The following is a 25,424-nucleotide window of genomic DNA, read 5'->3' as shown; positions in this document are numbered from 1 at the left end:
GCCATCCGCATGACCGTGACCACCGTCAAGCCCGACTCGGCGGCCCAGGCCGCCGATGCGGTGCGCTGGGCCTTATCGGAAGGGACGCCGCTGGACGTCGCCGGTTCGGGGTCCAAGCGCGGCCTCGGGCGCCCGATCCAGACCGCCTACACCCTCGACCTCTCCGGCCTGTCCGGAGTCGTCGCCTACGAGGCGGAGGAACTGGTGCTGACCGCCAGGGCCGGCACGCCGATGGCCGAGATTCTGCCGATGCTGGCGGAGCGCCGGCAGCAGCTCGCCTTCGAACCGCAGGACCTCGGGCCGCTGTTCGGCCGGCCGGAGGGGCAGGGGACGCTGGGCGGTGTGGTGGCCAGCGGGCTGGCTGGGCCGCGGCGCATCAGCGCCGGCTCCGCCCGCGACCACACGCTGGGCATCGAGGGGGTGAATGGGCGCGGCGACCTCTACAAGGGCGGCGGCAAGGTGGTGAAGAACGTCACCGGCTACGACGTGCCCAAGCTGATGGCCGGCTCCTTTGGCACGCTGACCGTGCTGACCGAACTGACGGTGAAGGTGCTGCCGGCGCCGGAAGACGTGCGGACGCTTCTGCTGGCCGGGCGCGAGGACGCCGGGGCCGTGGCGGCGCTGACCGCGGCGCTGCAGAGCCCCTACGACGTGTCCGGAGCCGCCCATCTGCCGGCCGCGGTGGCGGCGCGGTCCCATGTGCGGGCGGTCGCCGCGGTGGGCGGGGCGGTCACGCTGCTGCGGGTGGAGGGCTTCGGCCCGTCCGTCACCGCCCGCGTCGCCGCGCTGAAGGAGGAGCTTGGCGCCGACGCCGTGCTCGACCGGGACGAGTCGCTGGCGGTGTGGAGGGAAATCAAGGACGTGGCGTTCTTTTGTCCCCTCCCTAACTCTCCCCCGCTGACGCAGGGGAGGGAACTTGACTCCCTCCCCCGCCCAGCGGGGGAGGGCTGGGGTGGGGGCGACGACTCCCGCCACTCCTCCCGCCACGTCTGGAAAATCTCCGTCCAGCCCTCCGAAGGGGCGCGCGTGGCGGAGTCGATCCGCTGGGCGCTGGACGCGGACCTGTACTTCGACTGGGGCGGCGGGCTGATCTGGGCGGCGGTAGCGCCGACGCCCGACGCCGCCTCCGCGATCCGTGGCGCGCTTGGCACCGCCGGCCACGCGACTCTGGTGCGTGCGCCGGAGGACGTGCGGACCACGGCGGAGGTGTTCCACCCGCTGCCCGATCCGGTGATGGCGCTCAGCCGCCGGGTGAAGGAGAGCTTCGACCCCTGCGGCATCCTGAGCCCCGGCCGCATGTACGCGGGAGTGTAAGGCATCCATGCAGACCAACTTCACGCTCACCCAGCTCGCCAACGCCGATTACCGGAACTCGGAAGCGATCCTGCGCAAGTGCGTCCATTGCGGCTTCTGCACGGCGACCTGTCCGACCTACGTCCTGCTGGGCGACGAGCTGGACAGCCCGCGCGGCCGCATCTACCAGATCAAGGACATGCTGGAGAAGGGCGGGCCGCCCACCGAGCATCAGGTGAAGCACATCGACCGCTGCCTCTCCTGCCTGTCCTGCATGACGACCTGCCCGTCGGGCGTCAATTACATGCATCTGGTCGATCACGCCCGCGCCCATATCGAGTCGACCCACGCCCGCCCGCCGGCCGACCGGGCCATCCGCGATCTGCTGGCCCGCGTGCTGCCCAACCCGCGGCTGTTCCGGCTGGCCCTGATCGCCGCCTGGTTCGGCAAGCCCTTCGCCGGTCTGCTGCCGGGTCGGCTGGGAGCGCTGCTGGCGCTGGCCCCGAAGTCGGTGCCGGGGCCGAGCCACAGCGACCGTCCGGGCACCTATCCGGCGGTCGGGCCGCGCCGCAAGCGCGCCGCCCTGCTGGTCGGCTGCGCCCAGCAGGTGCTGGCCCCGCAGATCAACGAGGCGACCATCCGCCTGCTGAACCGCCACGGGGTCGAGGTGGTGGTGGCCAAGGGGGCCGACTGTTGCGGCGCCCTGACCCATCACATGGGCAAGACCGACCTCAGCGACGCCGCGGCGAAGAAGACCATCGACGCCTGGATCGCCGAAATGGACGGGGAGGGGCTGGACGCCATCATCGTCAACACCTCGGGCTGCGGCACCACGGTGAAGGACTACGCCTTCCAGTTCAGCGAGGACGCGGAATACGCGCCCAAGGCGCTGCGCGTGGCGGCCATCGCCCGCGACGTGACGGAGTTCCTGGCGGAGATCGGTCTGTCCGCCCCGGTGATCGAGACGGGGCAGGCCATCGCCTACCATTCCGCCTGTTCCATGCAGCACGGCCAGCGCATCAAGGACCCGCCGCGCCATCTGCTGCGCGGCGCCGGTTTCGAGGTGAAGGAGATCCCGGAGGCGCATCTCTGCTGCGGCTCAGCCGGCACCTACAACATGCTTCAGCCGGAGATCGCCGTGCAGTTGCGCGACCGCAAGGTCCGCAACATCGAAAGCACGAAGGCGGCCGCCATTGCCGCCGGCAACCTTGGCTGCATCACCCAGATCGCCACCGGGACCGGGCTGCCCGTCGTCCACACGGTGGAACTGCTCGACTGGGCGACCGGCGGCCCGAAACCCGACGCGCTGAGGGACAGCCCGGCCTTCGCCGGTCCTGCCCAGGCGCCGGGTGCTGCGCCGCGCGCCGCGGAGTAGGTCGGCCATATCCCCTCTCCCCTCTGGGGAGAGGGTTAGGGTGAGGGGGTTGTGCTTGTGCCGGACGTACCGCCATGTACAACCCCCTCACCGGCCCTTCGGGCCACCCTCTCCCCAGAGGGGAGAGGGCTATTTTGGCTCATCCGGCCTCCTTGCGAGGGGACCCACTGACCCCCTTGGACTTTTTGCGGCGTATGGCTAGGTTGGCGCCAACGGGACGATGAGGCGCTCAGTGGACAGCGGGTTCAAGGACGACAGCGACGGCGGGTACGGGATCGTGCGGCGGCTGTCGGCCTGGGGGGTGCACGCCTTCACCGGCAGCGGCGTGGTGCTGGGGTTGCTGGCGCTGCTCGCCGCGGTCAATGGCGAGGCCAAGGCGTGCCTGGGCTGGCTGGGGCTGGCGCTGGTGGTCGACGGGGTGGACGGCACGCTGGCCCGCCGCGCCTCGGTGAAGGAGGTGCTGCCGGGCATCGACGGGTCGGCGCTGGACCTCGTGATCGACTATCTGACCTACGTCGTCGTTCCGGCGGTCTTCCTGTACCGCTTCGGTCTGCTGCCCGACGGGCTGGGCGTCGCGCTGGCCGCCTTCATCATGATGACGTCGCTCTACTGCTTCTCGAACACCGGGATGAAGAGCGGCGACAACTACTTCGTCGGCTTCCCGGCGATCTGGAACGTGGTCGCGCTTTATCTGTGGATTTTGGCGCTCGATCCGTGGATCAACACCGCGGTGGTGCTGGTCCTCGGCCTGCTGACCTTCACGACGGTGAAGTTCCTGCACCCCTTCCGGGTGCGCCGCTGGATGCGCCTTAATCTTCTGGTCAGCGGGGCGTGGCTGGCCTCCAGCGCGGCGCTGGTGGTCCTCTATCCGGACCGTCCCGACGCCGTCTGGTACGTCTGGCTGGCCAGCAGCGCCTACTACGCGGCGGTCTGCCTGTGGCGGACGCTGCGCGGGCCGGTCGAGGCGTAAGGCGCGCCTCAGGGCTTCCCTCAGGGCTTTTCGGGGGCGGTTTCCCGGTTGATGTCGTCCTTGGCGTCGCGGGCCTTCTGCTGGATGGCCGCGCCGGCGTCCTGCATCATCCGGCCGGCCTCGGCGCCGATGCCCTTGGCGGCCTCGCCCACGCGCTCCGCCGTCTGATCCACCGCGCGCCCGATCTCCTGGCCGGTCTTTTCCGCCGACTGCTGGTCGTCGCAGGCGGCCAGCAGCGGCAGGGCCAGAAGGGGAAGGGCAAGGACGGCGGTGCGAATCCCGTTATGACGAGCCATGGACTGGTCTCCACAGTTGATCCATGGAGGCGTAACGGCTCACGGGGGTGTTTGGTGCCCGCCTTCCCTCAAAAGCGGGCCCTCCATCAAAAGCGGTAGGAGGCGGTGATCGCGACGACCGGCCAGAAGCGGGCGGCGCGGATCGAATCCTCCACCTCGCGGCGCTGGTCCTCCAGAACGGCGGCGATGGCCGGCGTGGTCGCCACGCCGGGGGCGCTCAGGCTGACCCGCGGCTTGCCCTGGAACAGCACGCCGAGATCCACGCCGACGCTGAAGTTGGGGCTGAACACCGTGCCGTTGTAGCCGATGCCGGCATAGGGGGCGAAGCGGTCGAACTTGGCCTCGCCGTCGAGCTGGCCGGCCTGCTGCGGCGTGACCACCACCCCGCCGAAGCTGCGCGGGCCGGACAGGGTGCCCGTCAGGTCGGCCTTGTTGTAGTTGATCCGCGCGCCGCCGCTGATGCGGAAGCCGGTGCCGGCGACCGGATAGACGTCCAGCACCGCGCCGAAGCTGCGCAGTTTCACATCCAAATCGTAATCGACGCCGGAGATGCCGCGGTCGGTGCTGAAGGTGAACATGTTGCCGCCCAGCCGCAGCCCGAACATCGGATTCACCCGGTAACCCGCCTCCAGCCCAAGACCCAGCGTGCTGGCCTGCGCGCCGACATGGAAGGGAGACTCGACCGGACCATCCATGGTCTGGGCGGTGGCGGCGGAGGCTCCGGCAGCAGCGAGGGCGAAGGCGAGAAGGGCGGCGGTGCGCATGCGGCGTTTCCCCTTGAGACGTCTCGATCGAACGGGGAACGCGGACCAACCGCAAAAGTTGCGGCCGGCGTGGGGCGCCGGCCGCGTTTCAGCTGGCTGTGGCCAAACAGCCACAGCGATGGGTCTTGAGCGTGCTCAGAACTGATCCTCGCTTAGTGCCATGACCGTGCGGTGGGCGGTCAGGATCGGCAGCAGCAGGCCCGGCCCCTGGGCCAGGATCTGCTCGGCGTAGAAGCGGGCGGTGACCAGCTTGGCCTCCAGGAAGGGCGCGTTGGCGCCGGGCTGGCGCAGCCCCTCCAGCGCCTTGGCGGCGGACCGGGCGAGCATCCAGCCGCCGGCCACGGTGCCCCACAGCTTCAGATAGTTCACGGCCCCCGCGGCGGCGGCGCGCAGGTCGCCGTCGGCCTGGGTCTTCACCACCCAGGCCACCGCCTGCTCCAGCGCGTCCAGACCGGCGGACAGGTTGGTGCGGATCGCCTCCATGTCGTCGCCGGGGATGCTCTCCAACTCCGCCACCGTGGCGCGCATCTCCGCGATGAAGGTCCGGGCCGACTCGCCGCCGTCGCGGCCGGTCTTGCGGAAGGTCAGGTCGTTGGCGTGGATGCCGTTGGTGCCCTCGTAGATCGGGGTGATGCGGGCGTCGCGGTAATGCTGGGCCGCCCCCGTCTCCTCGATGAAGCCCATGCCGCCGTGGATCTGCACGCCGGTGGAGGCGACGTCGCAGCCGATGTCGGTGCTCCACGCCTTCACGATGGGGGTCAGGATGTCCACGCGGGCGGTCGCGGCGGCCCGCACCGCGGCGTCCTCGTGGTGGCGGGACACGTCGAGCTGGGTGCCGGCATAGAGCGCCAGCGCGCGGGCGGCCTCCGTCTTGGCGCGCATGTCCAGCAGCATTCGGCGCACGTCGGGGTGGCGGATGATGGCGACGCCGGAGCCCTTCGGGTCGGCCAGATCCTTGCTCTGCACGCGGCCCTTGGCGTAGTCACGGGCCTGCTGGTAGGCGCGCTCGGCGATCGCCACGCCCTGGATGCCGACGCCGAGGCGGGCGTTGTTCATCATGGTGAACATGTATTCGATGCCGCGGTTCTCCTGGCCGACCAGGAAGCCGGTGGCGCCGCCGTCGTCGCCGAAGGCCATCACGGCGGTGGGGCTGGCCATGATGCCCAGCTTGTGCTCCAGGCTGGCGCAGCGCAGGTCGTTGCGCGCGCCCGGCGTGCCGTCCGCGTTGGGCAGGAACTTCGGCACGATGAACAGGCTGATGCCCTTGATGCCCGGAGGCGCGTCGGGCAGGCGGGCCAGCACCAGATGGACGATGTTGTCCGTCAGGTCATGCTCGCCGTAGGTGATGAAGATCTTCTGGCCGGTGATGCGGTAGGTCCCGTCGTCGGCCCGCACCGCGCGGGTGCGCACGGCGGCGAGGTCGGAGCCGGCCTGCGGCTCCGTCAGGTTCATGGTGCCGTTCCACTCGCCGGCGATCATCTTCGGCAGGTAGAGCGCCTTCTGCTCCGCGCTGGCGTGCTCGGTCAGCAGATCGACGGCGCCCTGGGTCAGCAGGGGGCACAGGCCGAAGGACAGGTTGGCCGCCTGCCACATCTCGTTCACCGCGAAGGCGACGGTCCAGGGCAGGCCCTGCCCGCCATACTCCGGCTCGAAGGGCAGGCTGTTCCAGCCGCTCTCGATGAACTGGGTGTAGGCGTCCTTCCAGCCGGTCGGCGTGCGGACCACGCCGTTCTCCAGCACCGAGCCTTCCTTGTCGCCGACCCGGTTCAGCGGGGCGAGCACGCCGGAGGCGAACTTGCCGGCTTCCTCCAGCACGGCGTCGACCAGATCGGGGGCCGCCGAATCGCAGTTCGGCAGCGCGGCGACCGTTTCGAGGCCGACCACCTCGTTCAGGACAAAGCGGAGGTCATCGACCGGAGCGGTGTAGGGAATCATGGATGGAGCGGCCTCCCGTGACCCGATTGTGCGTGCCCGATTGCGCGTGCCCGATGGTCCGTGGACGCGTCTTGGGCGGTTTACGTGCGCGTCACCATACCGTACCGAATGGTGCATGGCGAGCCTCGCTGTCGGGCATGAATATTGGCATCTGGGTTGCGGTGCGAACAGCGCGCCTGCGACGCAGGAGAGGGCGCCGGTCTTGGCATCGCGGTTGCAAGAGTGAGGCAGCACCGCTCACAGGGGTTCCTCCCATGACCATCGCCTCCGCCCTTGCCCGTCAGGCCGAATCCGCCATCCAGGCCGCGAAGACCAGCCGCGGGCCGGAAACTGTCGAGGCGGCGGTCCGCAACGCCAGCGCCAAGACCGGGGTCGATTTTTCCTACCTCATGGAAAAAGCTGCCGTGGAGAGCGGGTACCGGACGGACGTGAAGTCCTCCTCCTCCTCGGCGACCGGGCTCTACCAGTTCATCGACAGCACGTGGCTGGCGACGATGCGCGACCATGGGGCGGACCACGGCTACGCCAAATACGCCAACGCGATCCAGACGCGCGGCGACGGGCGCCCCTACGTCACCGATCCCGACCTGAAGCGCGAGATCCTGGACCTGCGCAAGGACCCCAACGCCTCGGCCCTGATGGCCGCGGAATACACCCGCGACAACAAGGAGTATCTGGAGGACACGGTCAAAGGGAAGGTCGGGTCCACCGAACTCTACATGGCGCATTTCCTCGGGGCGGGCGGGGCGTCGAAGTTCCTGAACGCCATGCAGGACAACCCCAACCGCGCCGCCAAGGAGCTGTTCCCCGACGCCGCCTCGGCCAACAAGGCGGTGTTCTTCGACAAGGACACCGGCCGGGCCAAGTCGCTGAAGGACATCTACGACCGCTTCGCGACGAAGTTCGCGGAGTCGCCCAACGCCGACTTCGCCCCGGCCCAGACCGCCATCGACCGGGTGCGCCGCCAGGACATGCCGGACGGCTTCACCACCCAGGTGCCCAGCATGCCGCAGAAGGCGCTGAACGGCACGCCGCTGTCGATCTACCATGTTCTGGCGCTGAACGCGCTGGAGACCCCGGACGAGGTGGACAGCATCTCCGGCAGACCCGCCCGCGGCCGCCGCCCGGACGGCGAGGACAAGGACAACCGCCGCATGCGCGACCAGCCGGTCCGCACGGATCAGAACGAGCACACCGGGCTGGGCCTCGGGCTGGGCCTGTCCAAGGTGGTCGGCCAGGGGATTGCCGCCGGGACTGCGGCGACGGACACAACGACCACCGCGACGGCGGCCTGACCGGCTAACCGCCGGGCTACACGCCTTTGAGCCGCGCGCAGGCCTCCGCCGCGATGGACGCGAAGACCCGGCGGTCGCCGGGCAGCAGCGCGTCGGCGGTCAGCCGGCGGTGCGGCTCGAACCGCAACCCCGCCCGGTGCGCTGCCGCGGCGCTTCCCCAGAAGGCCGGCGGCTGATGGCGCAGGCCCGGGGCATGGCGCGGTTCGCGCAGCCTTACCTCCCGCAGCACGTTGGTCAGGTCGAAGTCGATGAGGAGCCGCCGCCCGCCGGGGCCGGTGAGGCGAATCCAGGCGTGGAACGGGAAGGATTCCGCCTCCTGCCGCCGTTGCGCCGGATCGGGGGACGGACGTCGGCGGGCGCCGCCGGATAGCCGAGCCAGCGCCCCCGGCCGTGGGCCTCAGACTTGCGGAACGCCACGCGGCCCAGCGCGACCTCCGTTTTGCCGTGGCCCAGGGCCTCCAGCAGCATCGCCCCGGCGAAGGCGTAATACTGGCAGCCGCCCAGCCGGTGGGTGTGGACCAACTCGCGGTGCAGCGGATGGGCGGTCACGGCGTCATGCACCGCCCGCCGGATGCGCTCCCGCTCCGGCGGCAGGGCGCATGTGGTGGACGTGCCGTGCACCGGCGCCGTCTCGGCCTCGCCCAACATCAGGCGCATCCACGCCGACATCGCGAGAAGCATCGCCGCCTCCGTTCCGCGGTTACCGACCTGCACGACGACGAACAGGTCGGAACCGTGAAAGGTTGCCCGAGGCGGGCAGGGGACCTCTTTCGGATGGCGCCCCTTACGGCAGCATCTTGCCGGGGTTCAGCAAGCCCTTGGGGTCGAGCGCCGCCTTCATGGCGCGCAGCAGGTCGAACTCGACCGGGCTCTTGATGACCGGCATCTCGTCCTTCTTGAAGCGGCCCACGCCGTGCTCGGCGGAGATGGAGCCGTCCAGGTCGAAGATGACCTCGTTCACGACGTGGCAGATCTCGTCCCAGCGGGCGAGATAGGCGGCGGTGTCGGCGCCTTCCGGCTGGCTGAGGTTGAAGTGGATGTTGCCGTCGCCGACATGGCCGAAGGGGGTGGGGCGGATGCCGGGGCAGGCCGCGGCCACGGCGGCCTCGGCGCGCTCGATGAACTCGGCGACGCGCGACACCGGGACCGACACGTCGTTCTTGATCGAGCCGCCCTCGAACTTCTGCGCCTCGACGATGGCCTCGCGGATGAACCAGAGCTGGTTGGCCTGGGTCTCCGACTGGGCGATGGTGGCGTCGGTGGCCAACTCCGCCTCGAAAGCCTCGCCCAGCGCCGCCTCGACCGTCTCGCGGAAGGCGTCGGACTGGGTGCCGGCGGTCAACTCGGTCAGCACGTACCAGGGCGACGGCTCCGACAGTGGATCGATGGTGCCGGCGACGTGTTTGAGCGCGAATTCCAGGCAGCGGCGCGACATCAGCTCGAAGGCGGCCACGGCGTCGCCCGACGCCTCGCGCAGGCGGGCCAGCAGCTCGATGGCGGCGGCGGGGCTGGGCACGGCGATGAAGGCCGTCTCCGCCTGGCGCGGGCGCGGGTAGAGCTTCAGCACCGCGGCGGTGACGATGCCCAGCGTGCCCTCCGCCCCGATGAACAGGTGCTTCAGGTCGTAGCCGGTGTTGTTCTTGCGAAGGCTGCGCAGCCCGTTCCAGACGCGCCCGTCGGCCAGCACGACCTCAAGGCCCAGCACGAGGTCGCGCATGTTGCCGTAGCGCAGCACGTTGATGCCACCGGCGTTGGTGGAGATCAGCCCGCCGATCTGGCAGGTGCCCTCCGCGCCCAGGCTCATCGGCAGCAGGCGGTCCTTGTCCTTCGCGGCCTCCTGCGCGGTCTTCAGCACGACGCCGGCCTCCACCGTCATGGTGTAGTTCAGCGTGTCGATGCCGCGGATTTTGTTCATCCGCGACAGGTTGATGACGATCTCGCGCCCTTCCTCGTAGGGGATGGAGCCGCCGACGAGGCTGGTGTTGCCACCCTGCGGGACGACCGGGATGCCGGCCTCCGCGCAGATTTTCACCACCGCCGCGACCTCCTCGGTGCTGGCCGGGCGGACCACCGCCGGGCTGTTGCCCTTGAAGCGCCCGCGCCATTCCGACAGGTAGGGGGCCATGTCCTCCGGCGCGGTGAGAAGGCCGTTCGGCCCGACGATGGCGCGGATCCGGTCGAGGGCGGCGGCGAGGCTGGCGGCGTCAGGGCTGGCGGAGGTCATGGGCAGGGCGTCCGAGGCTGGTGTAAGCGCTGGGCCCCCTCCCTAACCCTCCCCCGCTGCGCGGGAGAGGGGACCGCCGCCGTCCTTGCAAATCGGCCCTCTCCCGCGCAGCGGGGGAGGGAAGGACCCGCGGAGCGGGAGGGTGGGGGCAAACCGCAGAACTTCTACAGCCTTGCGGGCCGGGATTCTAGCTCCGCGGCGCGGCGGCCCGCCGCAGCCGGTCGTTGATGGCCATACCCAGCCCCTCGTCCGGGATCGGCATCACGGCGATGGCGCGGGCACCCTCCTGGTCGAGCGCGCGGAGATGGGCGAACAGGTTCGCCGCCGCCTCGTTCAGGTCGCCCTGGAGGCTCAGGTTCAGCCGGGCCTTGCCGCCGCGGATGAAGCGGTCGGGGCCGAAGGTCAGGAACGCCTCGTCCTCCTCGGCGCTTGTGGCGTTCAGCCGCACCGGGGCGTTGGGGGCATAGTGGCTTTCCAGCTGGCCGGGCGACTTCGGGGCGTCCGGGTTGCCGGCGGAAACCTGGATGGGGCCGATCAGCCGCTCGATCTCCTCGCGCAGCACCGCGCCGGGGCGCAGCAGCACGGGCGTCGCGCCGGTCAGGTCGAGCACGGTGGATTCCACCCCGACCTGGCACTTGCCGCCGGCCACCACCATGCTGACCCGGTCGCCCAGGCTCTCGATGACGTGGTGCGGGGCGGTCGGGCTGACCGCGCCGGAGCGGTTGGCGCTGGGTGCGGCGATCGGCTTGCCGGCGGCCTTGAGCAGCGCCTGCGCCACCGGATGGCCGGGCACGCGCACCGCCACGCTGTCCAGCCCGGCGGACACCAGCAGCGACAGCCCGGCCTCGGCCCGGCGGGGCAGGACCAGGGTCAGCGGGCCGGGCCAGAACTGATGGGCCAGCTCCACCGCGCGCTCGTCGAGCACGGCGATGGCCTCGGCCGATTCCAGGTCCGGCACATGGGCGATCAGCGGGTTGAACTGCGGGCGGCCCTTGGCGGCGAAGATCGCGGCCACGGCCCGGTCGTCGGTGGCGTCGCCGCCGAGGCCGTAGACGGTCTCGGTCGGAAAGGCGACCAAGTCGCCTTTGCGCAGGGCCTCGCCGGCGCGGGCGAGGCCGGCGGGCGTGGCGGGGATGATGTCGGGATGCTTGTCGGTCACGGGACGATTTGTAAAGCGTGGGAGGATGAAGTCAATTCGCGCGGTTGCGCCGTCTCGGTCCAAGCCTTATGACGGGTGTGCGCGATAAACAACCAAATGATGGGTGTGGGCATGGCGGGCAAGGTCTTCACCGTGGCTCAGCAGAAGGGCGGGGCCGGAAAGACCACGCTGGTGGCGCACCTCGCCATTGCCTGGATGCAGCTTGGCCGCTCGGTCGCCACGGTGGACATCGACCCGCAGGGCAGCCTGACCCGCTGGCAGGCGGTGCGGGCGGAGGCCACGGGCGGGGCGCCCGGCTTCACCCATGTCCAGATCACCGGCTGGCGCACCCAGACCGAGGTCGAGAAGCTGGCCCGCGACCACGACATCGTGCTGATCGACAGCCCGCCCCACGCCCAGACGGAGGCGCGCATCGCCGTGCGCGCCGCCAGCCTCGTCATTGCCCCGGTGCAGCCCAGCCCGATGGACCTGTGGGCGGTGCAGCCGACGCTCGACCTCGCCGCGCAGGAGAAGCGCCGGCTGCTGCTGGTGCTGAACCGCGTGCCGCCGCGCGCCCGCATCGCCGACGAGCTGATCGCGCGGGTGCGCGAGCTTGTGAACCCGCCGGCCGTGGACATCGCGGAGTTGCAGATCGGCAACCGCACCGCCTACGCCGGGACCCTGCTGTCCGGCCTGTCGGTGACCGAGGCGGCGCGCAAGACCCAGGCGGCGGCGGAGATGCAGGCGCTGGCCGAGGAAATCCTGTCCCGCGCCGGATAAGTCCGGGGCGATTGCACGGAGGGGTCGCATGGACGGCACGATTTAGAGCGTTGATCTTGTCGAACATCTGGCGGCCAATCCGCATCGTGGCCGCCTTCTGCGCGGCAGCGATGACAGCCCGGTCGGCGCCGTCTTCAACCGCTGTGTTCTGAACAACCACCTCATGTTTCCGGTGACGCCGGATCTGCGTTGCTTTCGGCGGGATTTCGGCATCTTCCGGGATGCGGTCTACGGGATGGTGGGACAGGCGCCGTCCGCGGTTTTCCTCCAGGCTCTCGATCAGCCCGAACCGCCCGGCAGATATCTGGGGATGGGCGGCAGCGACAACTATTACCATTGGTGCCTGGATTTCCTGCCGCGGCTGGTGTTCGGCATGCTCTCCCCGGACGGGGCGGAGCGGCGGGTCATCATGAACGGTCCGCCCAACCCGTGGCAGGCAGCCTCGTTGCGCCTGTTCATGGCCGGGTTGAGGCTGGACACGCTGGACTTGCATGTCAGCCGCGGCGATTGGAGCGTCTATTCCGATTGCCTCGTGCCGCTGCCGTTGCGATCGCAGGCGGTGGCGATCTGGAACGTGGTTCTGAACCATGCCCGCGACGTCCTGCCACCGCCGTCCGGGGCGAAGCGCTTGTTCATCCTGCGCACAAACGCCACCAAGCGTTTCGCCGTGAATCAGGACGACGTGGCGGAGGCGCTGAAGCCGCAGGGGTTCCTCGCCATCGATCCGGGAAGCCTTTCCTTCGGCGAGCAGACCGCCCTGTTCCGTGACGCGGACGTGATCGTCGGCTGCCACGGGGCGGCCTTGGCCAACATCCTGTTCGCTCCGGGAGGCTCCACCCTGATCGAACTCCGGAACAGCGTTCGGCAGCCCTTCTTCGGGAACCTCGCCGCGCAGAAGGGGATGCGCCACGTCGATCTGGCCTGTCCCGAATTGCCCGACAGCCACCCCGACATCGTTGAGCGGGATTATGTCGTTCCGCTCGACACGCTGCGCCACTGCCTTGCCGGGGCCGGCATCGGTTGAGGCTCGGGCATTGGCGGGGAATCGACTTCCCCGCCGCCCATCAAGGCCTTACAGCGCCTGTAGCGCCTTCAGCACCGCGGCGACATGGCCGGTGACCTTCACCTTGCGCCAGACGTTGCGGACGATGCCGTCCTTGTCGATCAGGAAGGTCGCGCGCTCCAGGCCCATGTACTTGCGGCCGTACATGCTTTTCTCGACCCAGACGCCGTAGGCCTCGGCGACGCCGGTCTCCTTGTCGGAGGCCAGCGTGAAGGGCAGCTCGTACTTCGCCTTGAACTTGTCGTGGCTGGCGACGCTGTCCTTGGACACGCCGATGATCACGGCGTCGAGCCCGCTGAAATCCGGGAGCTGGTCGCGGAAGCCGCAGGCCTCCGACGTGCAGCCCGAGGTGTCGTCCTTCGGGTAGAAGTACAGGATCACCGGCTTGCCCCGCAGGGCGGACAGCGTGACGCTGCCGCCGCCGTCGGTCGGCATGGTGAAGTCCGGGGCCGGGGTGCCGGCCTCGATCGGGGCGGCGTTGTTGGCTTCGCTCATGGGAGTCTGGCTTCTTCGTTGGTCTCTGGGGGAGGCAGCCTTGACGCCGGCTCCTCGACCAGCGCCACGAAATGGCGATGGGCGCGGGCGGCGATGTCCCGGATTCTGCTGTCGAGCGCGGCGAAGTCAACCGCCGGTTCCTCGTCCGGGAAGGCGGCGCGGGACAGGCCCTCGCGCAGGGTGGGCGAAACCTGCTGCGGATCGAGCACGCCGTCGGTGGTCAGGCGCAGGAAGCCCTGGACGCGGCGCCACAGCTTCAGCGTCGCCACCAGTTCCTCGGCCACTTTCGGGGCCAGCAGCCCGGCCGCGGCGGCGTTGAGCAGGGCGCGGCTGGTGGCGATGGACAGGATATCCGGATGCGCGTGCCCGTGGCGGAGCTGGAGATACTGGGCGGTGAACTCGATGTCGATCAGGCCGCCGCGGGCGTATTTGACGTTCCACGGGTTGGTGGTGCCAAACTCCTTGTCGATGCGGCGGCGCATGTCGGCGACGTCCCGCAGCACCTTGGCCGGATCGCGCGGGCCGGTCAGCACGCCGCGGATCGCCGACTCGACCTTATGACCCAGCGCCGGATCGCCGCCGCCGGAATCACTGCCGATGACGCGGGCGCGGGTCAGGGCCATGTGCTCCCACGTCCAGGCGTCCTTGGCCTGATAGGCGGTGAAGGCGTCCAGCGCGGTGGCGAGCGGCCCGGCGTTGCCCGACGGGCGCAGCCGCATGTCCACCTCGTACAGCCGCCCGTCGGCCATCGGGGCGGTGATGGCGTTGGTCAGGCGCTGCGTCAGCTTGATGTAATACTCGTTGGGGGCCAGCGGCTTGGCTCCGTCCGACTGGCGGGTGCCCGGCGGCACCTCGTAGACCACGATCAGGTCGATGTCGGAGGTGATGGTGAGCTGCCGGCTGCCCAGCTTGCCCATCGCCACCACCACCCAGGCGCCGCCGGGGATGCGGCCGTGGCGGGCGGCGAACTCCTCCTCGACGCGGGCGGCCAGTTCCGGAACCACCACGTCGGCCAGATCGGCGAGGAAGGGGCCGCAGCGGTCGCCGTCGGTGATGCCGCGCAGGATGTGCGCCCCGGCGCGGAAGCGCTGGTCGTTGGTCCAGCGCCGCGACAGGGTGAGCACGTCCTCGAAGTTGTGCGCCCCGGCGATGAAGCGCTGGTACTCCGGCGTCAGCCCCGCCGCGTCGGGCAGCGGGTCGAAGAAGTCGGGCGACAGCACGGCGTCGAGCAGCGACGGGTTGCGCGACAGCGTCTCGGCCAGCTGCGGCGCCGTGCCCATGATCTCCGCCACCAGCGCCAGCAGCCAGGGGTTGGCGATGAACAGTGAGAACAGCCCGACCCCCGCCGGCAGCCGCTCCAGGAAGCTGTCGAACTTGACCAGCGCGTCGTCCGGGGCGGGCGTCTTCGCCAGCTCGTTCAGCATGGCCGGCACCAGCTCGGTCAGCAGCTCCCGCGCGCGGCCCGAGCGGGTGGAGCGGTAGCGCCCGCGGTGCCAGGTGGAGACCACGGCGATGACCCGGCTGGGGTCGCGGTAGCCCATGCCGGCCAGCGTCTTCACCGTGCCGGGGTCGTCGTCGGTTCCGGTGAAGACGAGATTGCCGGGGCCGGACAGCGACGGCGCCTCCTCGAACAGCTCGGCGTAGCGGTCCTCCACCCGGCCGAGCTGGGCCAGCAGATCGGCGCGGAAATCCTCCACCCGCTCGTAGCCGAGGAAGGTCGCGAGATGCGCCACCCCCTCGTCGTCCGCCGGGATCTGGTGGGTCTGGCGGTCGTCGGTCATCTGGATGCGGTGCTCGACCCGGCGCAGGAAGCGGTAGGCCTCCTCCAGCTCCTCCACCGCCGCCTCCGGCACGCGGCCGACCGCGCACAGCGCCTTGTTGGCCAGCAGGGTGGGGGCGATGCGCACGCGGATGTCGCGCCCGCCGAAGATCAGCTGCTGGGTCTGGGCGAAGAACTCGATCTCGCGGATTCCGCCTCGGCCGACCTTGATGTCGTGGCCGTTCACCGTCACTTCACGATGGCCCTTGTGGGCGTTGATCTGACGCTTGATGGAATGGATGTCCTGGATGGCCGCGAAGTCGAGGTGGCGCCGCCACACGAACGGTTCGAGGAAACGCAGGAAATGCGCCCCCGCTTCCGGATCGCCGGCGATGGGGCGGGCCTTGATCATGGCCGCGCGCTCCCAGTTCTGCCCGACGCTGCCGTAATAAATTTCGGCCGCCGAGACGGACACCGCGAGCGGCGTCGCACCGGGATCGGGGCGCAGCCGCAGATCTGTACGGAAGACGTAGCCGTCCTTGGTCCGTTCATCCATAATGCGGACAAGATCGCGCGCGATACGAATGAACGTGCGGGCGAGGTTGTCCGGCTGGGGCGTTTGAACGACGGCGTCGTCGTACAGGACGATCAGGTCGATATCGCTGGAATAGTTGAGTTCGCGCGCACCAAGTTTGCCCATGCCAAGCACGATCAGGCCCGACCCGACCCATGGCCGCTGCGGTTCCGGCAGCGTCAGCGTCCCCGCCTCCGCGGCGCGGCGCAGCAGGTGGTTTGCCGCCATCCGCACCGACGTCTCGGCGATGTCGGACAGCGCGCCGGTGACGGCCTCCAGCTCCCACGCGCCGGTGATGTCGGCGATGGCGATCAGCAGCGCCGCCCGCCGCTTGGCGATGCGCAGGGCGGTCATCAGCCGGTCGATGTTGCGCTCCTCCGCGCAGTCCGCCTCCAGCCGGCGCAGCAGCGTCGCGAAGGCGTCGTCGTACCCCCGCGTCACCATCTCGCGGACGAAGGGCAGCTCACGCGTCAGGATCTGGCCGAGATACGGGCTGTTGCCGCACACCGCGTCGATCAGCGCCCGGCCCTCGGCCGAATTCGGCGTACGCCTCGGCCCAGGCGCGCAAGGCGTCGCCGGTGCTGTCGCCGTCGTTGTCGGCGGCGTTCGCCGCCTCGGCGCGCCAGCGCTCCAGGCCGCGCTCGGCGAGGGCGGTGTCGAAGGGTTTCGGCAGCGTGGTGGTCATGGTCGCGGCTATCCCTGCACAAGAACTGAGCAGGAAGGTGCGCGGTCGCGAGGGTCCGGTCAACTGTGACAACGCGCGGGCATCGTCGCCGGGACACCGACCGTGATCCGGCGCACCGCGAAGATTCTCGCCTGGACCACCGCGGGCGCGGTCGTCGTCGTCGGCGCTGCCGGCGGGCTGTTCGCGTGGCGGTTGGCCCAGGGGCCGATCGCCCTCGACCCGCTGACCCCCTATGTGGAGCGGGCGCTGAGCGACCCGCAGGGCCGCTACAGCGTCGATGTCGGCCAGCTCGTCCTGTCCTGGGTAGACGAGGAGGAGAGCGACGGGCTGACCCGCCTGGACCTGCGCGCCATCGACGTGCACGCGGTCAACGCCGAGGGGGACGAGCTTGCGGCGGTGCCGGAGCTGGGCGTCGGCTTCTCCGTGCGCGCGCTGTTCCAGGGCAAGCTGTCGCCGACCCGGCTCGACCTCGTGCGGCCGCGCCTCCAGGTGGTGCGCCGGGCCGATGGCAGCCTGGATTTCGACGTGCGCTCGATTCCGTCTCCCGGCCAGCCGGAGAAGGACGAGCCGGACGGCGGCCCCGATTTCGCGGGGGAGATCGTCTCCACCCTGATGCAGCCCCCGGACATCGCCCGCCCGCTGGGCCTGCTGCGGCGGCTGACCGTCGTCGGCGCCGACCTGACGGTGACGAACCGGATGCTGGGGCTCTCCTGGCACGCCAACCGCGCCGACATCGTGCTGACCCGCGACGGGACGGAGATCGTCGGCGGGGCGCGGCTTCTGCTCGACCTCGACGGGCGGATGGCGGCGGTGGAGGCGTCGGGCGTCCATCGCATGGCCGACGCGGAAACCGCGCTGTCCACCCGCTTCGACGGGCTGCAGCCGGCGGCGCTGGCCAAGATCGGCCCGCTGCTGGCGCCGCTGTCGGCGGTGACCGTTCCCCTTGGCGGGCGCATCGACGCCACCCTGGATTCGCGGTTCGAGCCGGTGCGCTTCAGCTTCGACCTGCAGGGCGGCGCCGGGGAGGTGAGCCTGCCCGCGCTGCGGCCCGACCCCTACCGTGTCGACCGTGTGCGGCTGCGCGGCGGGCTGGACGTGCCGGGCCGGCGGGCGGAGCTGGAGCGGCTGGACCTTGCGTTCGACGGGATGGCGATGGCCGGGCGGGGCGACCTGCGGGAGCAGGGGGGGCAGCGCAGCGGCAGCCTGCGGCTCGACCTGACGGCGGGCGGCACGCGGGCCTCGCTCGACCTCGACGGCACGCAGGTTCGGGACAAGGGCGCGTCGCTGGCCGCGAAGCTCGACGGGCTGGTGCCCGCCGTCCTGGCCGGGTTCGTCCCGGCGTTGGCGCCGCTTGCCGCGGCGCAGCTTCCCCTGTCCGGCACGGCCAGCCTGGAGCTGGACCCCGACGGGCAGCCGCGCAGCGGCCGGGCGGAGCTGAAGGCCGGCGCCGGGCGCGTCGTTCGGCCGGACCTGTTCCCGGAGCCGCTGCCCGTCGCCTCCGCCGCCCTGACGGTGGCCGGCGACCGCGCCTCGGGCCAACTGGATGTAGAGCGGCTGGCGATCGACCTCGGCGGGCCGACCGTGGAGGGAACGGCGCACGCCACCATCGACCAGTTCGGCACGCCGGACGCCCGCCTGTCGGTGGAGGCCGCCGTGAAGGCCAAACGGGTGCCAGCGGACGAGCTGCCCCGGTTGTGGCCGCTGGGGGTGGGGAAGAACCCGCGGGAGTGGGTCACCGCAAACCTGTCGCGCGGCGTCGTGCCGGAGGCGACGGCGACCGTCCGGGCCAGCGGGCCGCTGTCCGACCTCGCGGCGATCGACGTGACGCATTTCCAGGCCGGCATCAGGGCCGAGGACATGACGGTGGACTATTTCCACCCGTTGCCCAAGGTCACCGGCTTGGGGGCGGAGGTGTCCACCGACGGCAAGACCTTCACCATCCACACCAAGGGCGGGCGGATCGACGACGTCCAGCTCGGCGAGGGCACGATCGTCATCGGCGGCCTGGACACCGGCAAGGAGACCATGGATATCCGCGTCCCGGTCCGCGGGCCGGTGCGCACCATCCTGACCGTTCTGGACAGCCCGCCGCTGGGTTATCCCAGCCGCCTCGACCTCGACCCCAAGCGCACCCAGGGGCAGGCCGACGCGCAGCTCCATTTCCAGTTCCCGCTGCTGGTCGATCTGAAGGTGGAGCAGCTGAACCTGGACGTCGCGGCGAAGCTGCGCGGCGTCGGGGTGGAGAAGGTGGCCGCCGGGCTGACCGCGACCGAGGGCGAGCTGACGCTGGCGCTCGACATGAACGCCATGACGGTGAAGGGCAACACCAAGCTGGACGGCATCCCCGTCACCATCGACTGGAAGGAGCAGTTCACCTCCACCGCCAAGGGGCCGCGCACCCGCATCGCCGTCAAGGGCGACGTGGACGCCCAGGACCTGCGCAGCCACGGCATCGACCTCGGCGAGCATGTCGCGGGGCCGCTGGGGGCGGACGTGCTGTTCACCGTGGACCAGCGCCGCCGCTTCGGCCTGACCGCCGGGCTGAACCTGGAGAAGACCCACCTGCGCATCGACGAGCTGGGCTGGGAGAAGCGGCCCGGCGTGCCCGGCACCGGCAAGCTGGCGCTGGAATTCCAGAAGGACCGGGTGACCCGCATCACCGGCCTGTCCGTCGATGCCGGGGGGCTGCGTGCCCAGGCGGTCGTCGACCTCGCGCCGCAGACCATGGCGGTCACCAAGGTGGCGGTCAGCCAGATGTCGGTGGGCCAGACCGACCTGAAGGCCGACGTGACGGTGCATGACGGCGGCAAGAGCGGCTATTCCGGGACCATCACCGGCCAGAGCCTCGACGCCCGCGTCCTGGCCGGCAAGGCCGACCCGCCCGGCGGCAAGAAGCAGGGACCGCCCGACGAGAAGCCGCTGCCGCTCGACTTCGACCTGAAGCTGAACCGCGTCGTCTTCGGGGATGGCCGCCATCTGTCCGACGTGGCCGGGCGGATCAAGCGCGACCGCCTGTCCTGGACGGCGCTCGACGTGACGGCGAAGGCGGGGCGCGACGGGGCGGTGTCCCTGCGCTATCTGCCGGGCGCCCAGGGCTTCTACGACGTGGCCATCTCGGCCAGCGACGCCGGTGCGACCTTCCGCGCGCTCGACATCAACGACCGGGTGCAGGGCGGCGCGCTGGCGATCACCGGCCGCACGGTGGAGCCGCGGGCCGACGCCGCCATCGAGGGCCGGATGGAACTGACCGACTACGCGCTGGTCGACCCGCCGGTCCTGGCGCGCATCCTGAACTCCATTTCCCCCTCCGGCTTCGCCGAGCTGATGGGCGGCGGCAAGGGCATCCGCTTCGGGCGGGCGGTCAGCGACTACCGCAAGGACGGGCGCCTGCTGACCGTGAAGGACCTGCGCACTTCCGGCTCCGCGCTCGGCCTGACGCTGACGGGGGAGGTGGACATCGAGACCGACACCGCCAACCTGCGCGGCACCATCGTGCCCATCTACGGGCTGAACCGGCTGATCGGCCAGATTCCGCTGCTGGGCGACGCTCTGAGCGGTGGCGAGGGGCAGGGCATCTTCAGCGCCACTTGGCACGTCCGCGGCCCGCTGGCCGACCCGGACGTGACGGTGAACCCGCTCGCCATGCTGGCGCCGGGCTTTCTGCGCAACCTGTTCTTCCTGGGTGACGGAGGCGACGGCAAGGAAGCGCCGTCGCCAGGGACTTTCGAGAAGTAGGGGGATTGTTCATCCCTCGCCCCTCCGGGGAGAGGGTGCCCGCGAAGCGGGCGGGTGAGGGGGTTGCGCTTTTGCCGGACGTACCGCCACGCGCAACCCCCTCACCCTAACCCTCTCCCCGGAGGGGAGAGGGGACGCATTCGATGCGATAAGGGAAAATCACACCGCCTTGACCAGAGCGTGGCGCTTCTTGCCGGCGCTCAGCTTGATGACGCCGTCGGCGTTCAGGTCGGCGGCGGTGGCCTTGGCGGCCTCGTCGGGGATGGCGGCGTCGTTCATCTTGGCGCCGGCGCCCTTGATGAGGCGGCGGGCCTCGCCCTTCGACGCGGCCAGCCCGGCGGAGACCAGCAGGTCAACCACCGCGACGCCGCCCTCAAGCTCGGCGCGGGGCACGTCGATGGTCGGTAGGCCCTCGGCCGCAGCGCCCTGCTCGAAGGTGCGGCGGGCGGTCTCGGCGGCCTCCAGGGCGGCCGCCTCGCCGTGGGCAAGCTTGGTCACCTCATGGGCGAGGATCTTCTTGGCCTCGTTGATGCCGGCGCCCTCAAGGGCTTCCAGCCGCGCCACCTCGTCCAGCGGCAACTCGGTGTAGAGGCGCAGGAAGCGGCCGACGTCGGCGTCCTCGGTGTTGCGCCAGTACTGCCAGAAATCATAGGCGCTGAGCTTGTCGGCGGTCAGCCACACCGCGCCCGCGGCGGTCTTGCCCATCTTGGCGCCCGACGAGGTGGTCAGCAGCGGGGTGGTCAGGCCGAACAGCTCCGCCCCGTCGGTGCGGCGGCCCAGCTCGACGCCGTTGATGATGTTGCCCCACTGGTCCGACCCACCCATCTGGAGCATGCACTTCTCGCGCCGGAACAGCTCCACGAAATCATAGGCCTGGAGAATCATGTAATTGAATTCCAGGAAGGTCAGCGGCTGCTCGCGATCCAGCCGCAGCTTGACCGATTCGAAGGTCATCATGCGGTTGATCGTGAAGTGCCGGCCGATGTCGCGCAGCAGCGGGATGTATTTCAGTTCGTCCAGCCAGTCGGCGTTGTTGACCATCACCGCGTCGGTCGGCCCGTCACCGAAGGACAGGTAGCGCCCGAAGATGCGCTTGATGCCCGCCATGTTGGCGTTGATGGCCTCGTCAGTGAGGAGCTGGCGCGCCTCGTCCTTGCCCGAGGGATCGCCGATCTTGGTCGTGCCGCCGCCCATCAGGACGATCGGCTTGTGGCCGGTCTTCTGCAGCCAGCGCAGCATCATGATCGGCAGCAGGCTGCCCACATGCAGGCTGTCCGCCGTGCAGTCGAAGCCGATGTAGGCGATGATCGGCCCCTTCGCCGCGCGCTCGTCGAGCCCGGCGAGGTCGGTGCACTGGTGGATGAAGCCGCGTTCCTGCAGCGTGCGGAGGAAATCCGATGTCAGCGTCGTCATGGCCGCGATCCGGCTGTCGTGGTAGGGTCCAGGGTCGCGTCTGTTAGCATGGAACGCGCGGCCCCACAATTCTCGGGGCCGGTTTGATCGGAGATGAGGCCCGATAGAATGAGGCAGGGAATGCAGACGGTCGTCGGGCTGATGAGCGGCACCTCCATGGACGGGATCGACGCGGCCCTGGTCCGCACCGACGGCGAACGCCGGGTGGAGCCGCTGGCCTTCGTGACCATCCCCTACGCGGACGGCTTCCGCGCCGAGCTGCGCTCCTGCCTGGGCGGCAAGGGGCCGGTGGAGGCGGTCGAGCGGGCCCTGACCGACGCCCACGCCGACGCCGTGCGCCGCCTGCTGGCGGAGGCCGGGACGGACGCTGCCGCGGTGGACCTGATCGGCTTCCACGGCCAGACGATCTTCCACGACCCGGCGCAGCGCCGCACCTGGCAGATCGGCGACGGCGCGCGGCTGGCGCGGGCGACCGGCATCGCCGTGGTCAACGACTTCCGCACGGCGGACGTGGCGGCGGGCGGGCAAGGCGCCCCGCTGGTGCCGCTGTTCCACCGCGCGCTGGCCGACGCCCTGCCGCGCCCGCTGGCCGTGCTGAACATCGGCGGCGTCGCCAACGTCACCTGGATCGGGGAGGGTGCGGACGCGGTCATCGCCTGCGACACCGGGCCGGGCAACGCGCTGGTGGACGATTGGGTGCTGTCCGGCCAGGGCGCCCGCTACGATTCCGGCGGGGCGCTGGCGGCGCGCGGCACGGTGGACGAGGGCGCCTTGGCGGCGCTGCTCGCCCATCCCTATTTCGACCTGCCGGCGCCGAAGTCGCTCGACCGCGACGCCTTCGACCCGGCGCCGGTCCGCGGCCTGTCGGTGGAGGATGGGGCGGCGACCCTGACCGCCTTCACCGCCGCGTCGGTCGCCCGCATTGTCCCGCATCTGCCGGACGCGCCGGTGCGCTGGCTGGTCTGCGGCGGCGGGCGGCACAACGCGACGCTGATGGGGATGCTGGCCGACCGGCTGGGCGTGCCCGTCGATCCGGTGGAGGCGGTGGGCTGGAACGGCGACGCGCTGGAGGCCGAGGCATTCGCCTATCTGGCGGTGCGCAGCCGCAAGGGCCTGCCGCTCAGCCTGCCGGCCACGACCGGCGCGCCCCGGCCGATGACCGGCGGGCGCTTCCACCCGGTGTGACGCCGGAGGTTACGGGCGCGTCCGGCTGTTGTCGGTGCAATTGTCGGCGTGTTTGCACCAGTTGCCGAAGGCGCTGGCGATCTGGGTGTTGCTGCAACCGGACAGCAGGACCCCCGCGAGGCCGGTCATGATGGCGAGGCGAAGGATGGTCATGGCCGTCATTCCGCCACCGCGGCGACGGGGTTGCCCATGGCGCGGTCCAGATAGTCGTCCACCTGCACCGCCAGATCGTCGCTGCGGTTGGCGAAGAAATGGTTGGCGCCGGGCACGACGCGGTGGTCGATGCGGATGTCCTTCTGGTGCGACAGCTTGGTGACCAGCTTGTTCACCGCCGCCCCCGGAACCAGCTCGTCCTTGTCGCCGTGGATGATCAGGCCGGAGGAGGGGCAGGGCGCCAGGAAGGAGAAGTCGAACAGGTTGGCCGGCGGGGAGACGGACACGAAGCCGTCGATCTCCGGGCGGCGCATCAGAAGCTGCATGCCGATCCAGGCCCCGAAGGAGACCCCGGCGATCCAGCAGACCGGGGCGTTGGGGTTGTGGGTCTGCAGCCAGTCCAGCGCCGCCGCCGCATCGGCCAGCTCGCCCTCGCCCTTGTCGTAGGTGCCCTGGCTGCGGCCGACCCCGCGGAAATTGAAGCGCAGGGCCGAGTAGCCGCGCTTCGTGAAGGACTGGAACAGGGTGAAGACCACCTTGTTGTTCATGGTCCCGTTGTGATGCGGGTGTGGATGCAGCAGCAAGGCCATTGGCGCGTTGGGGATCGTGCCGTGTGTGTAGCGCCCTTCCAGCCGTCCGGCCGGACCGTTGATCATCACTTCAGGCATGGGAACGGCGATCCTGACGCGAATATAAGGTGATCCGGACCACCGGCGGAGCGGTGAGCGGACGCCACGGCAAGCGGACGTGGTTGCCCATGGACAAGCATGGATTTTTCGCACACAATTCTTGACCGTTTTGCTTGGTCATCATATATGCGTCGATGCGTCCTTCCAGGGCAACCCGCGCGACCGGCGAGGCACGGGTCGAGGGCTCTTGCGAAAGATCACCTCTTCCGGCAAGAGGGCGGACTATACCACGGCGGGTGTTCCGGTGTTCAAGCATCTTCGCGAAGAGATCGACGGTATCATGGCCCGCGACCCGGCCGCGCGGTCACGGGCCGAGGTCGCGTTGTGCTATCCGGGCTTCCATGCCATCGTCCTGCACCGCGTCGCGCGCTATTGCTGGGATCGCCGCTGGCACCTGATGGCGCGCGCCGTTTCGCAGATCGCCCGCGCGCTGACCGGCATCGAGATCCATCCGGGCGCCACCATCGGGCGCCGTTTCTTCATCGACCACGGCATGGGCGTCGTCATCGGCGAGACCGCCGAGATCGGCGACGACGTGATGCTCTATCATGGGGTTACGCTGGGCGGCACCTCGCTGAACCAGGGCAAGCGCCATCCCACGCTGGAAAGCGGCGTGATCGTCGGCGCTGGGGCCAAGGTGCTGGGCGCCATCACCATCGGGCGCGGAGCCCGCGTCGGCGCCAACGCCGTCGTGGTGGCGGATGTGGCGCCGGGCATCGCGGTGGTCGGCATCCCGGCCAAGGCGGTGGTGACGCGCGACCGCGTCGAGACGCAGAAGTTCATGCCCTACGGCACGCCCTGTGGCGACATCCCCGATCCGGTGGCGCGCGCGCTGAACGGCCTGCTCGATCAGGTATCGACCCTGCGCCGGCGCGTCGAGGAACTGGAATCGGAGCGCGGGGACGCGCATAATTCATCCGTATACGAAACATCGGGCGTTCCCAACGGGAGCGCCCGGCCCGACAATGGGGTGCGCCAGCCGGTGTCCGTCGACGGCGGTCCGGCGGCGTCCTGTTGAACCAAACACAAACACGAGGCTTGGCGCCGATCCGCTGGACGGTCGGGCCGGGGTGAAGGAAGGGTAAGGAGGGTAAAATGAGACTCAGCACCAAGGGACGCTATGCCGTCATGGCCATGGTCGATCTTGCTGCCACCAGCCAGGGGAGCCCCGTCGCCCTTGCCGACATCGCCGACCGGCAGGAGATTTCGCTCTCCTATCTGGAGCAGCTGTTCGCCAAGCTGCGCAAGGGCGGTCTGGTCAAGAGCGTGCGCGGCCCCGGCGGCGGTTATCTGCTGGCCCATCCGGCGGACGCAACCCGCGTGTCCGACATCATCCTGGCGGTGGACGAGCCGATCCGCACGACGCGCTGCGCCAACGGCACGCCGCAGGGTTGCCGCACCAACCGCTCGCGCTGCCTGACCCACGACCTGTGGGAGGAGCTGGGCAACCAGATCCACATGTATCTCAGCTCGGTCACCGTGGCGGACGTGGTGGAGCGGCGGATCATCGGCACCAGCAGCCTGACCATCCGCGGCCCGCAGCCGGCGGACGAGGGCGCTGCGGTCGCGGCGGAGTAAGGGAGCGCCCTCCGGCCCTTCGTTC

The 25,424-nt window shown here is 70.2% G+C and carries 23 protein-coding genes; 10 read left to right on the top strand and 13 right to left on the bottom strand.

Annotated elements, in window-relative coordinates:
* Window positions 1-9 precede the first annotated feature (9 nt).
* From ACWPN7_RS13900 to pcsA, 3 genes are all read left to right on the top strand, one after another.
* Window positions 10-1,314, top strand: a complete 1,305-nt coding sequence (locus ACWPN7_RS13900) for an FAD-binding protein (protein WP_456524953.1) — start codon at window positions 10-12, stop codon at window positions 1,312-1,314.
* A gap of 7 nt (window positions 1,315-1,321) precedes the next feature.
* A complete protein-coding gene (glcF, locus tag ACWPN7_RS13895; protein ID WP_459196985.1) occupies window positions 1,322-2,668 on the top strand; it encodes a glycolate oxidase subunit GlcF in 1,347 nt (448 codons plus the stop codon).
* Between the two features lie 232 nt (window positions 2,669-2,900).
* Window positions 2,901-3,638, top strand: coding sequence for a phosphatidylcholine synthase (gene pcsA, locus ACWPN7_RS13890; protein WP_407825787.1), 738 nt, complete (start codon window positions 2,901-2,903; stop codon window positions 3,636-3,638).
* A 20-nt stretch (window positions 3,639-3,658) separates the two neighbouring features.
* Here pcsA and ACWPN7_RS13885 read toward each other — a convergent pair whose 3' ends face one another.
* The 3 genes from ACWPN7_RS13885 to ACWPN7_RS13875 all read right to left on the bottom strand — a co-directional run bounded on the left by ACWPN7_RS13885 (window position 3,659) and on the right by ACWPN7_RS13875 (window position 6,633).
* Entirely contained in the window at window positions 3,659-3,934 is a 276-nt protein-coding gene (locus ACWPN7_RS13885; RefSeq protein ID WP_200775256.1) for a hypothetical protein, read from the bottom strand.
* 86 nt (window positions 3,935-4,020) lie between these two features.
* Window positions 4,021-4,698 carry a hypothetical protein gene (locus tag ACWPN7_RS13880; protein ID WP_051657908.1) on the bottom strand — a complete coding sequence of 226 codons (678 nt, stop codon included), beginning with the start codon at window positions 4,696-4,698 and terminating at the stop codon, window positions 4,021-4,023.
* A 135-nt stretch (window positions 4,699-4,833) separates the two neighbouring features.
* Window positions 4,834-6,633 carry an acyl-CoA dehydrogenase gene (locus ACWPN7_RS13875; protein WP_459196986.1) on the bottom strand — a complete coding sequence of 600 codons (1,800 nt, stop codon included), beginning with the start codon at window positions 6,631-6,633 and terminating at the stop codon, window positions 4,834-4,836.
* A 254-nt stretch (window positions 6,634-6,887) separates the two neighbouring features.
* Here ACWPN7_RS13875 and ACWPN7_RS13870 point away from each other — a divergent pair, with 254 nt between their 5' ends.
* Entirely contained in the window at window positions 6,888-7,928 is a 1,041-nt protein-coding gene (locus ACWPN7_RS13870) for a lysozyme family protein (RefSeq protein ID WP_459196987.1), read from the top strand.
* 16 nt (window positions 7,929-7,944) lie between these two features.
* On the opposite strand, the gene ACWPN7_RS13865 is transcribed toward ACWPN7_RS13870, so the two are convergent.
* From ACWPN7_RS13865 to ACWPN7_RS13850, 4 genes are all read right to left on the bottom strand, one after another.
* Window positions 7,945-8,157, bottom strand: a complete 213-nt coding sequence (locus ACWPN7_RS13865) for a hypothetical protein (protein ID WP_492273330.1) — start codon at window positions 8,155-8,157, stop codon at window positions 7,945-7,947.
* A 5-nt stretch (window positions 8,158-8,162) separates the two neighbouring features.
* A complete protein-coding gene (locus ACWPN7_RS13860; RefSeq protein ID WP_492273329.1) occupies window positions 8,163-8,609 on the bottom strand; it encodes a hypothetical protein in 447 nt (148 codons plus the stop codon).
* A 103-nt stretch (window positions 8,610-8,712) separates the two neighbouring features.
* Window positions 8,713-10,152 carry an FAD-binding oxidoreductase gene (locus ACWPN7_RS13855; protein WP_459196988.1) on the bottom strand — a complete coding sequence of 480 codons (1,440 nt, stop codon included), beginning with the start codon at window positions 10,150-10,152 and terminating at the stop codon, window positions 8,713-8,715.
* Between the two features lie 187 nt (window positions 10,153-10,339).
* Window positions 10,340-11,311: an L-threonylcarbamoyladenylate synthase gene (locus ACWPN7_RS13850; protein WP_459196989.1), complete on the bottom strand. Its 972-nt coding sequence runs from the start codon at window positions 11,309-11,311 to the stop codon at window positions 10,340-10,342.
* Between the two features lie 111 nt (window positions 11,312-11,422).
* Here ACWPN7_RS13850 and parA point away from each other — a divergent pair, with 111 nt between their 5' ends.
* Window positions 11,423-12,070, top strand: coding sequence for a ParA family partition ATPase (gene parA / locus ACWPN7_RS13845; protein ID WP_492273489.1), 648 nt, complete (start codon window positions 11,423-11,425; stop codon window positions 12,068-12,070).
* 310 nt (window positions 12,071-12,380) lie between these two features.
* A complete protein-coding gene (locus ACWPN7_RS13840; protein ID WP_492273328.1) occupies window positions 12,381-13,094 on the top strand; it encodes a glycosyltransferase family 61 protein in 714 nt (237 codons plus the stop codon).
* Window positions 13,095-13,142: 48 nt separating this feature from the next.
* On the opposite strand, the gene bcp is transcribed toward ACWPN7_RS13840, so the two are convergent.
* The 3 genes from bcp to ACWPN7_RS13825 are packed head-to-tail and all read right to left on the bottom strand — an operon-like array spanning window position 13,143 to window position 16,646.
* A complete protein-coding gene (bcp, locus tag ACWPN7_RS13835) occupies window positions 13,143-13,628 on the bottom strand; it encodes a thioredoxin-dependent thiol peroxidase (RefSeq protein WP_200776725.1) in 486 nt (161 codons plus the stop codon).
* Window positions 13,625-16,468 (bottom strand): bifunctional [glutamine synthetase] adenylyltransferase/[glutamine synthetase]-adenylyl-L-tyrosine phosphorylase, encoded by a 2,844-nt coding sequence (locus ACWPN7_RS13830; protein ID WP_492273327.1) that lies wholly within the window; start codon window positions 16,466-16,468, stop codon window positions 13,625-13,627. The genes bcp and ACWPN7_RS13830 overlap by 4 nt, the downstream gene beginning before the upstream one ends.
* Window positions 16,425-16,646, bottom strand: a complete 222-nt coding sequence (locus tag ACWPN7_RS13825) for a hypothetical protein (protein WP_492273326.1) — start codon at window positions 16,644-16,646, stop codon at window positions 16,425-16,427. Before ACWPN7_RS13825 ends, ACWPN7_RS13830 begins: the two co-directional genes overlap by 44 nt.
* 102 nt (window positions 16,647-16,748) lie before the next feature.
* On the opposite strand from ACWPN7_RS13825, the gene ACWPN7_RS13820 reads away from it, so the two are divergent.
* A complete protein-coding gene (locus ACWPN7_RS13820) occupies window positions 16,749-20,381 on the top strand; it encodes a YhdP family protein (RefSeq protein WP_459196992.1) in 3,633 nt (1,210 codons plus the stop codon).
* A 159-nt stretch (window positions 20,382-20,540) separates the two neighbouring features.
* Here ACWPN7_RS13820 and tyrS read toward each other — a convergent pair whose 3' ends face one another.
* Window positions 20,541-21,794 (bottom strand): tyrosine--tRNA ligase, encoded by a 1,254-nt coding sequence (gene tyrS / locus ACWPN7_RS13815; RefSeq protein ID WP_459196993.1) that lies wholly within the window; start codon window positions 21,792-21,794, stop codon window positions 20,541-20,543.
* A gap of 93 nt (window positions 21,795-21,887) precedes the next feature.
* Here tyrS and ACWPN7_RS13810 point away from each other — a divergent pair, with 93 nt between their 5' ends.
* Window positions 21,888-22,979, top strand: a complete 1,092-nt coding sequence (locus ACWPN7_RS13810; RefSeq protein ID WP_372684150.1) for an anhydro-N-acetylmuramic acid kinase — start codon at window positions 21,888-21,890, stop codon at window positions 22,977-22,979.
* 9 nt (window positions 22,980-22,988) lie between these two features.
* Here ACWPN7_RS13810 and ACWPN7_RS13805 read toward each other — a convergent pair whose 3' ends face one another.
* Window positions 22,989-23,132, bottom strand: coding sequence for a hypothetical protein (locus tag ACWPN7_RS13805; RefSeq protein WP_160174813.1), 144 nt, complete (start codon window positions 23,130-23,132; stop codon window positions 22,989-22,991).
* 5 nt (window positions 23,133-23,137) lie between these two features.
* Window positions 23,138-23,800, bottom strand: coding sequence for an alpha/beta hydrolase (locus tag ACWPN7_RS13800; protein ID WP_014239834.1), 663 nt, complete (start codon window positions 23,798-23,800; stop codon window positions 23,138-23,140).
* 265 nt (window positions 23,801-24,065) lie between these two features.
* Here ACWPN7_RS13800 and epsC point away from each other — a divergent pair, with 265 nt between their 5' ends.
* Window positions 24,066-24,839 carry a serine O-acetyltransferase EpsC gene (gene epsC / locus ACWPN7_RS13795; protein WP_109138512.1) on the top strand — a complete coding sequence of 258 codons (774 nt, stop codon included), beginning with the start codon at window positions 24,066-24,068 and terminating at the stop codon, window positions 24,837-24,839.
* Between the two features lie 77 nt (window positions 24,840-24,916).
* Window positions 24,917-25,399 carry an Rrf2 family transcriptional regulator gene (locus tag ACWPN7_RS13790; RefSeq protein WP_014239836.1) on the top strand — a complete coding sequence of 161 codons (483 nt, stop codon included), beginning with the start codon at window positions 24,917-24,919 and terminating at the stop codon, window positions 25,397-25,399.
* Window positions 25,400-25,424 lie beyond the last annotated feature (25 nt).

The organism is Azospirillum sp. UENF 312511 (genome assembly GCF_058780635.1).
Note: the sequence above shows the minus strand (reverse complement) of the source record. Positions and strands in the feature narration are given on the sequence as shown.

Coding starts and splice junctions, on each gene's coding strand:
- ACWPN7_RS13840 (WP_492273328.1), top strand. CDS start 12,381: ATGGGCGGCAGCGACAACTATTACCATTGGTGCCTGGATTTCCTGCCG.
- ACWPN7_RS13825 (WP_492273326.1), bottom strand. CDS start 16,646: ATGACCACCACGCTGCCGAAACCCTTCGACACCGCCCTCGCCGAGCGC.
- ACWPN7_RS13855 (WP_459196988.1), bottom strand. CDS start 10,152: ATGACCTCCGCCAGCCCTGACGCCGCCAGCCTCGCCGCCGCCCTCGAC.
- ACWPN7_RS13880 (WP_051657908.1), bottom strand. CDS start 4,698: ATGCGCACCGCCGCCCTTCTCGCCTTCGCCCTCGCTGCTGCCGGAGCC.
- glcF (WP_459196985.1), top strand. CDS start 1,322: ATGCAGACCAACTTCACGCTCACCCAGCTCGCCAACGCCGATTACCGG.
- tyrS (WP_459196993.1), bottom strand. CDS start 21,794: ATGACGACGCTGACATCGGATTTCCTCCGCACGCTGCAGGAACGCGGC.
- ACWPN7_RS13790 (WP_014239836.1), top strand. CDS start 24,917: ATGAGACTCAGCACCAAGGGACGCTATGCCGTCATGGCCATGGTCGAT.
- ACWPN7_RS13810 (WP_372684150.1), top strand. CDS start 21,888: ATGAGGCCCGATAGAATGAGGCAGGGAATGCAGACGGTCGTCGGGCTG.
- parA (WP_492273489.1), top strand. CDS start 11,423: ATGGCGGGCAAGGTCTTCACCGTGGCTCAGCAGAAGGGCGGGGCCGGA.
- ACWPN7_RS13875 (WP_459196986.1), bottom strand. CDS start 6,633: ATGATTCCCTACACCGCTCCGGTCGATGACCTCCGCTTTGTCCTGAAC.
- ACWPN7_RS13800 (WP_014239834.1), bottom strand. CDS start 23,800: ATGCCTGAAGTGATGATCAACGGTCCGGCCGGACGGCTGGAAGGGCGC.
- ACWPN7_RS13805 (WP_160174813.1), bottom strand. CDS start 23,132: ATGACCATCCTTCGCCTCGCCATCATGACCGGCCTCGCGGGGGTCCTG.
- bcp (WP_200776725.1), bottom strand. CDS start 13,628: ATGAGCGAAGCCAACAACGCCGCCCCGATCGAGGCCGGCACCCCGGCC.
- ACWPN7_RS13870 (WP_459196987.1), top strand. CDS start 6,888: ATGACCATCGCCTCCGCCCTTGCCCGTCAGGCCGAATCCGCCATCCAG.
- ACWPN7_RS13900 (WP_456524953.1), top strand. CDS start 10: ATGACCGTGACCACCGTCAAGCCCGACTCGGCGGCCCAGGCCGCCGAT.
- ACWPN7_RS13885 (WP_200775256.1), bottom strand. CDS start 3,934: ATGGCTCGTCATAACGGGATTCGCACCGCCGTCCTTGCCCTTCCCCTT.
- ACWPN7_RS13860 (WP_492273329.1), bottom strand. CDS start 8,609: ATGCTTCTCGCGATGTCGGCGTGGATGCGCCTGATGTTGGGCGAGGCC.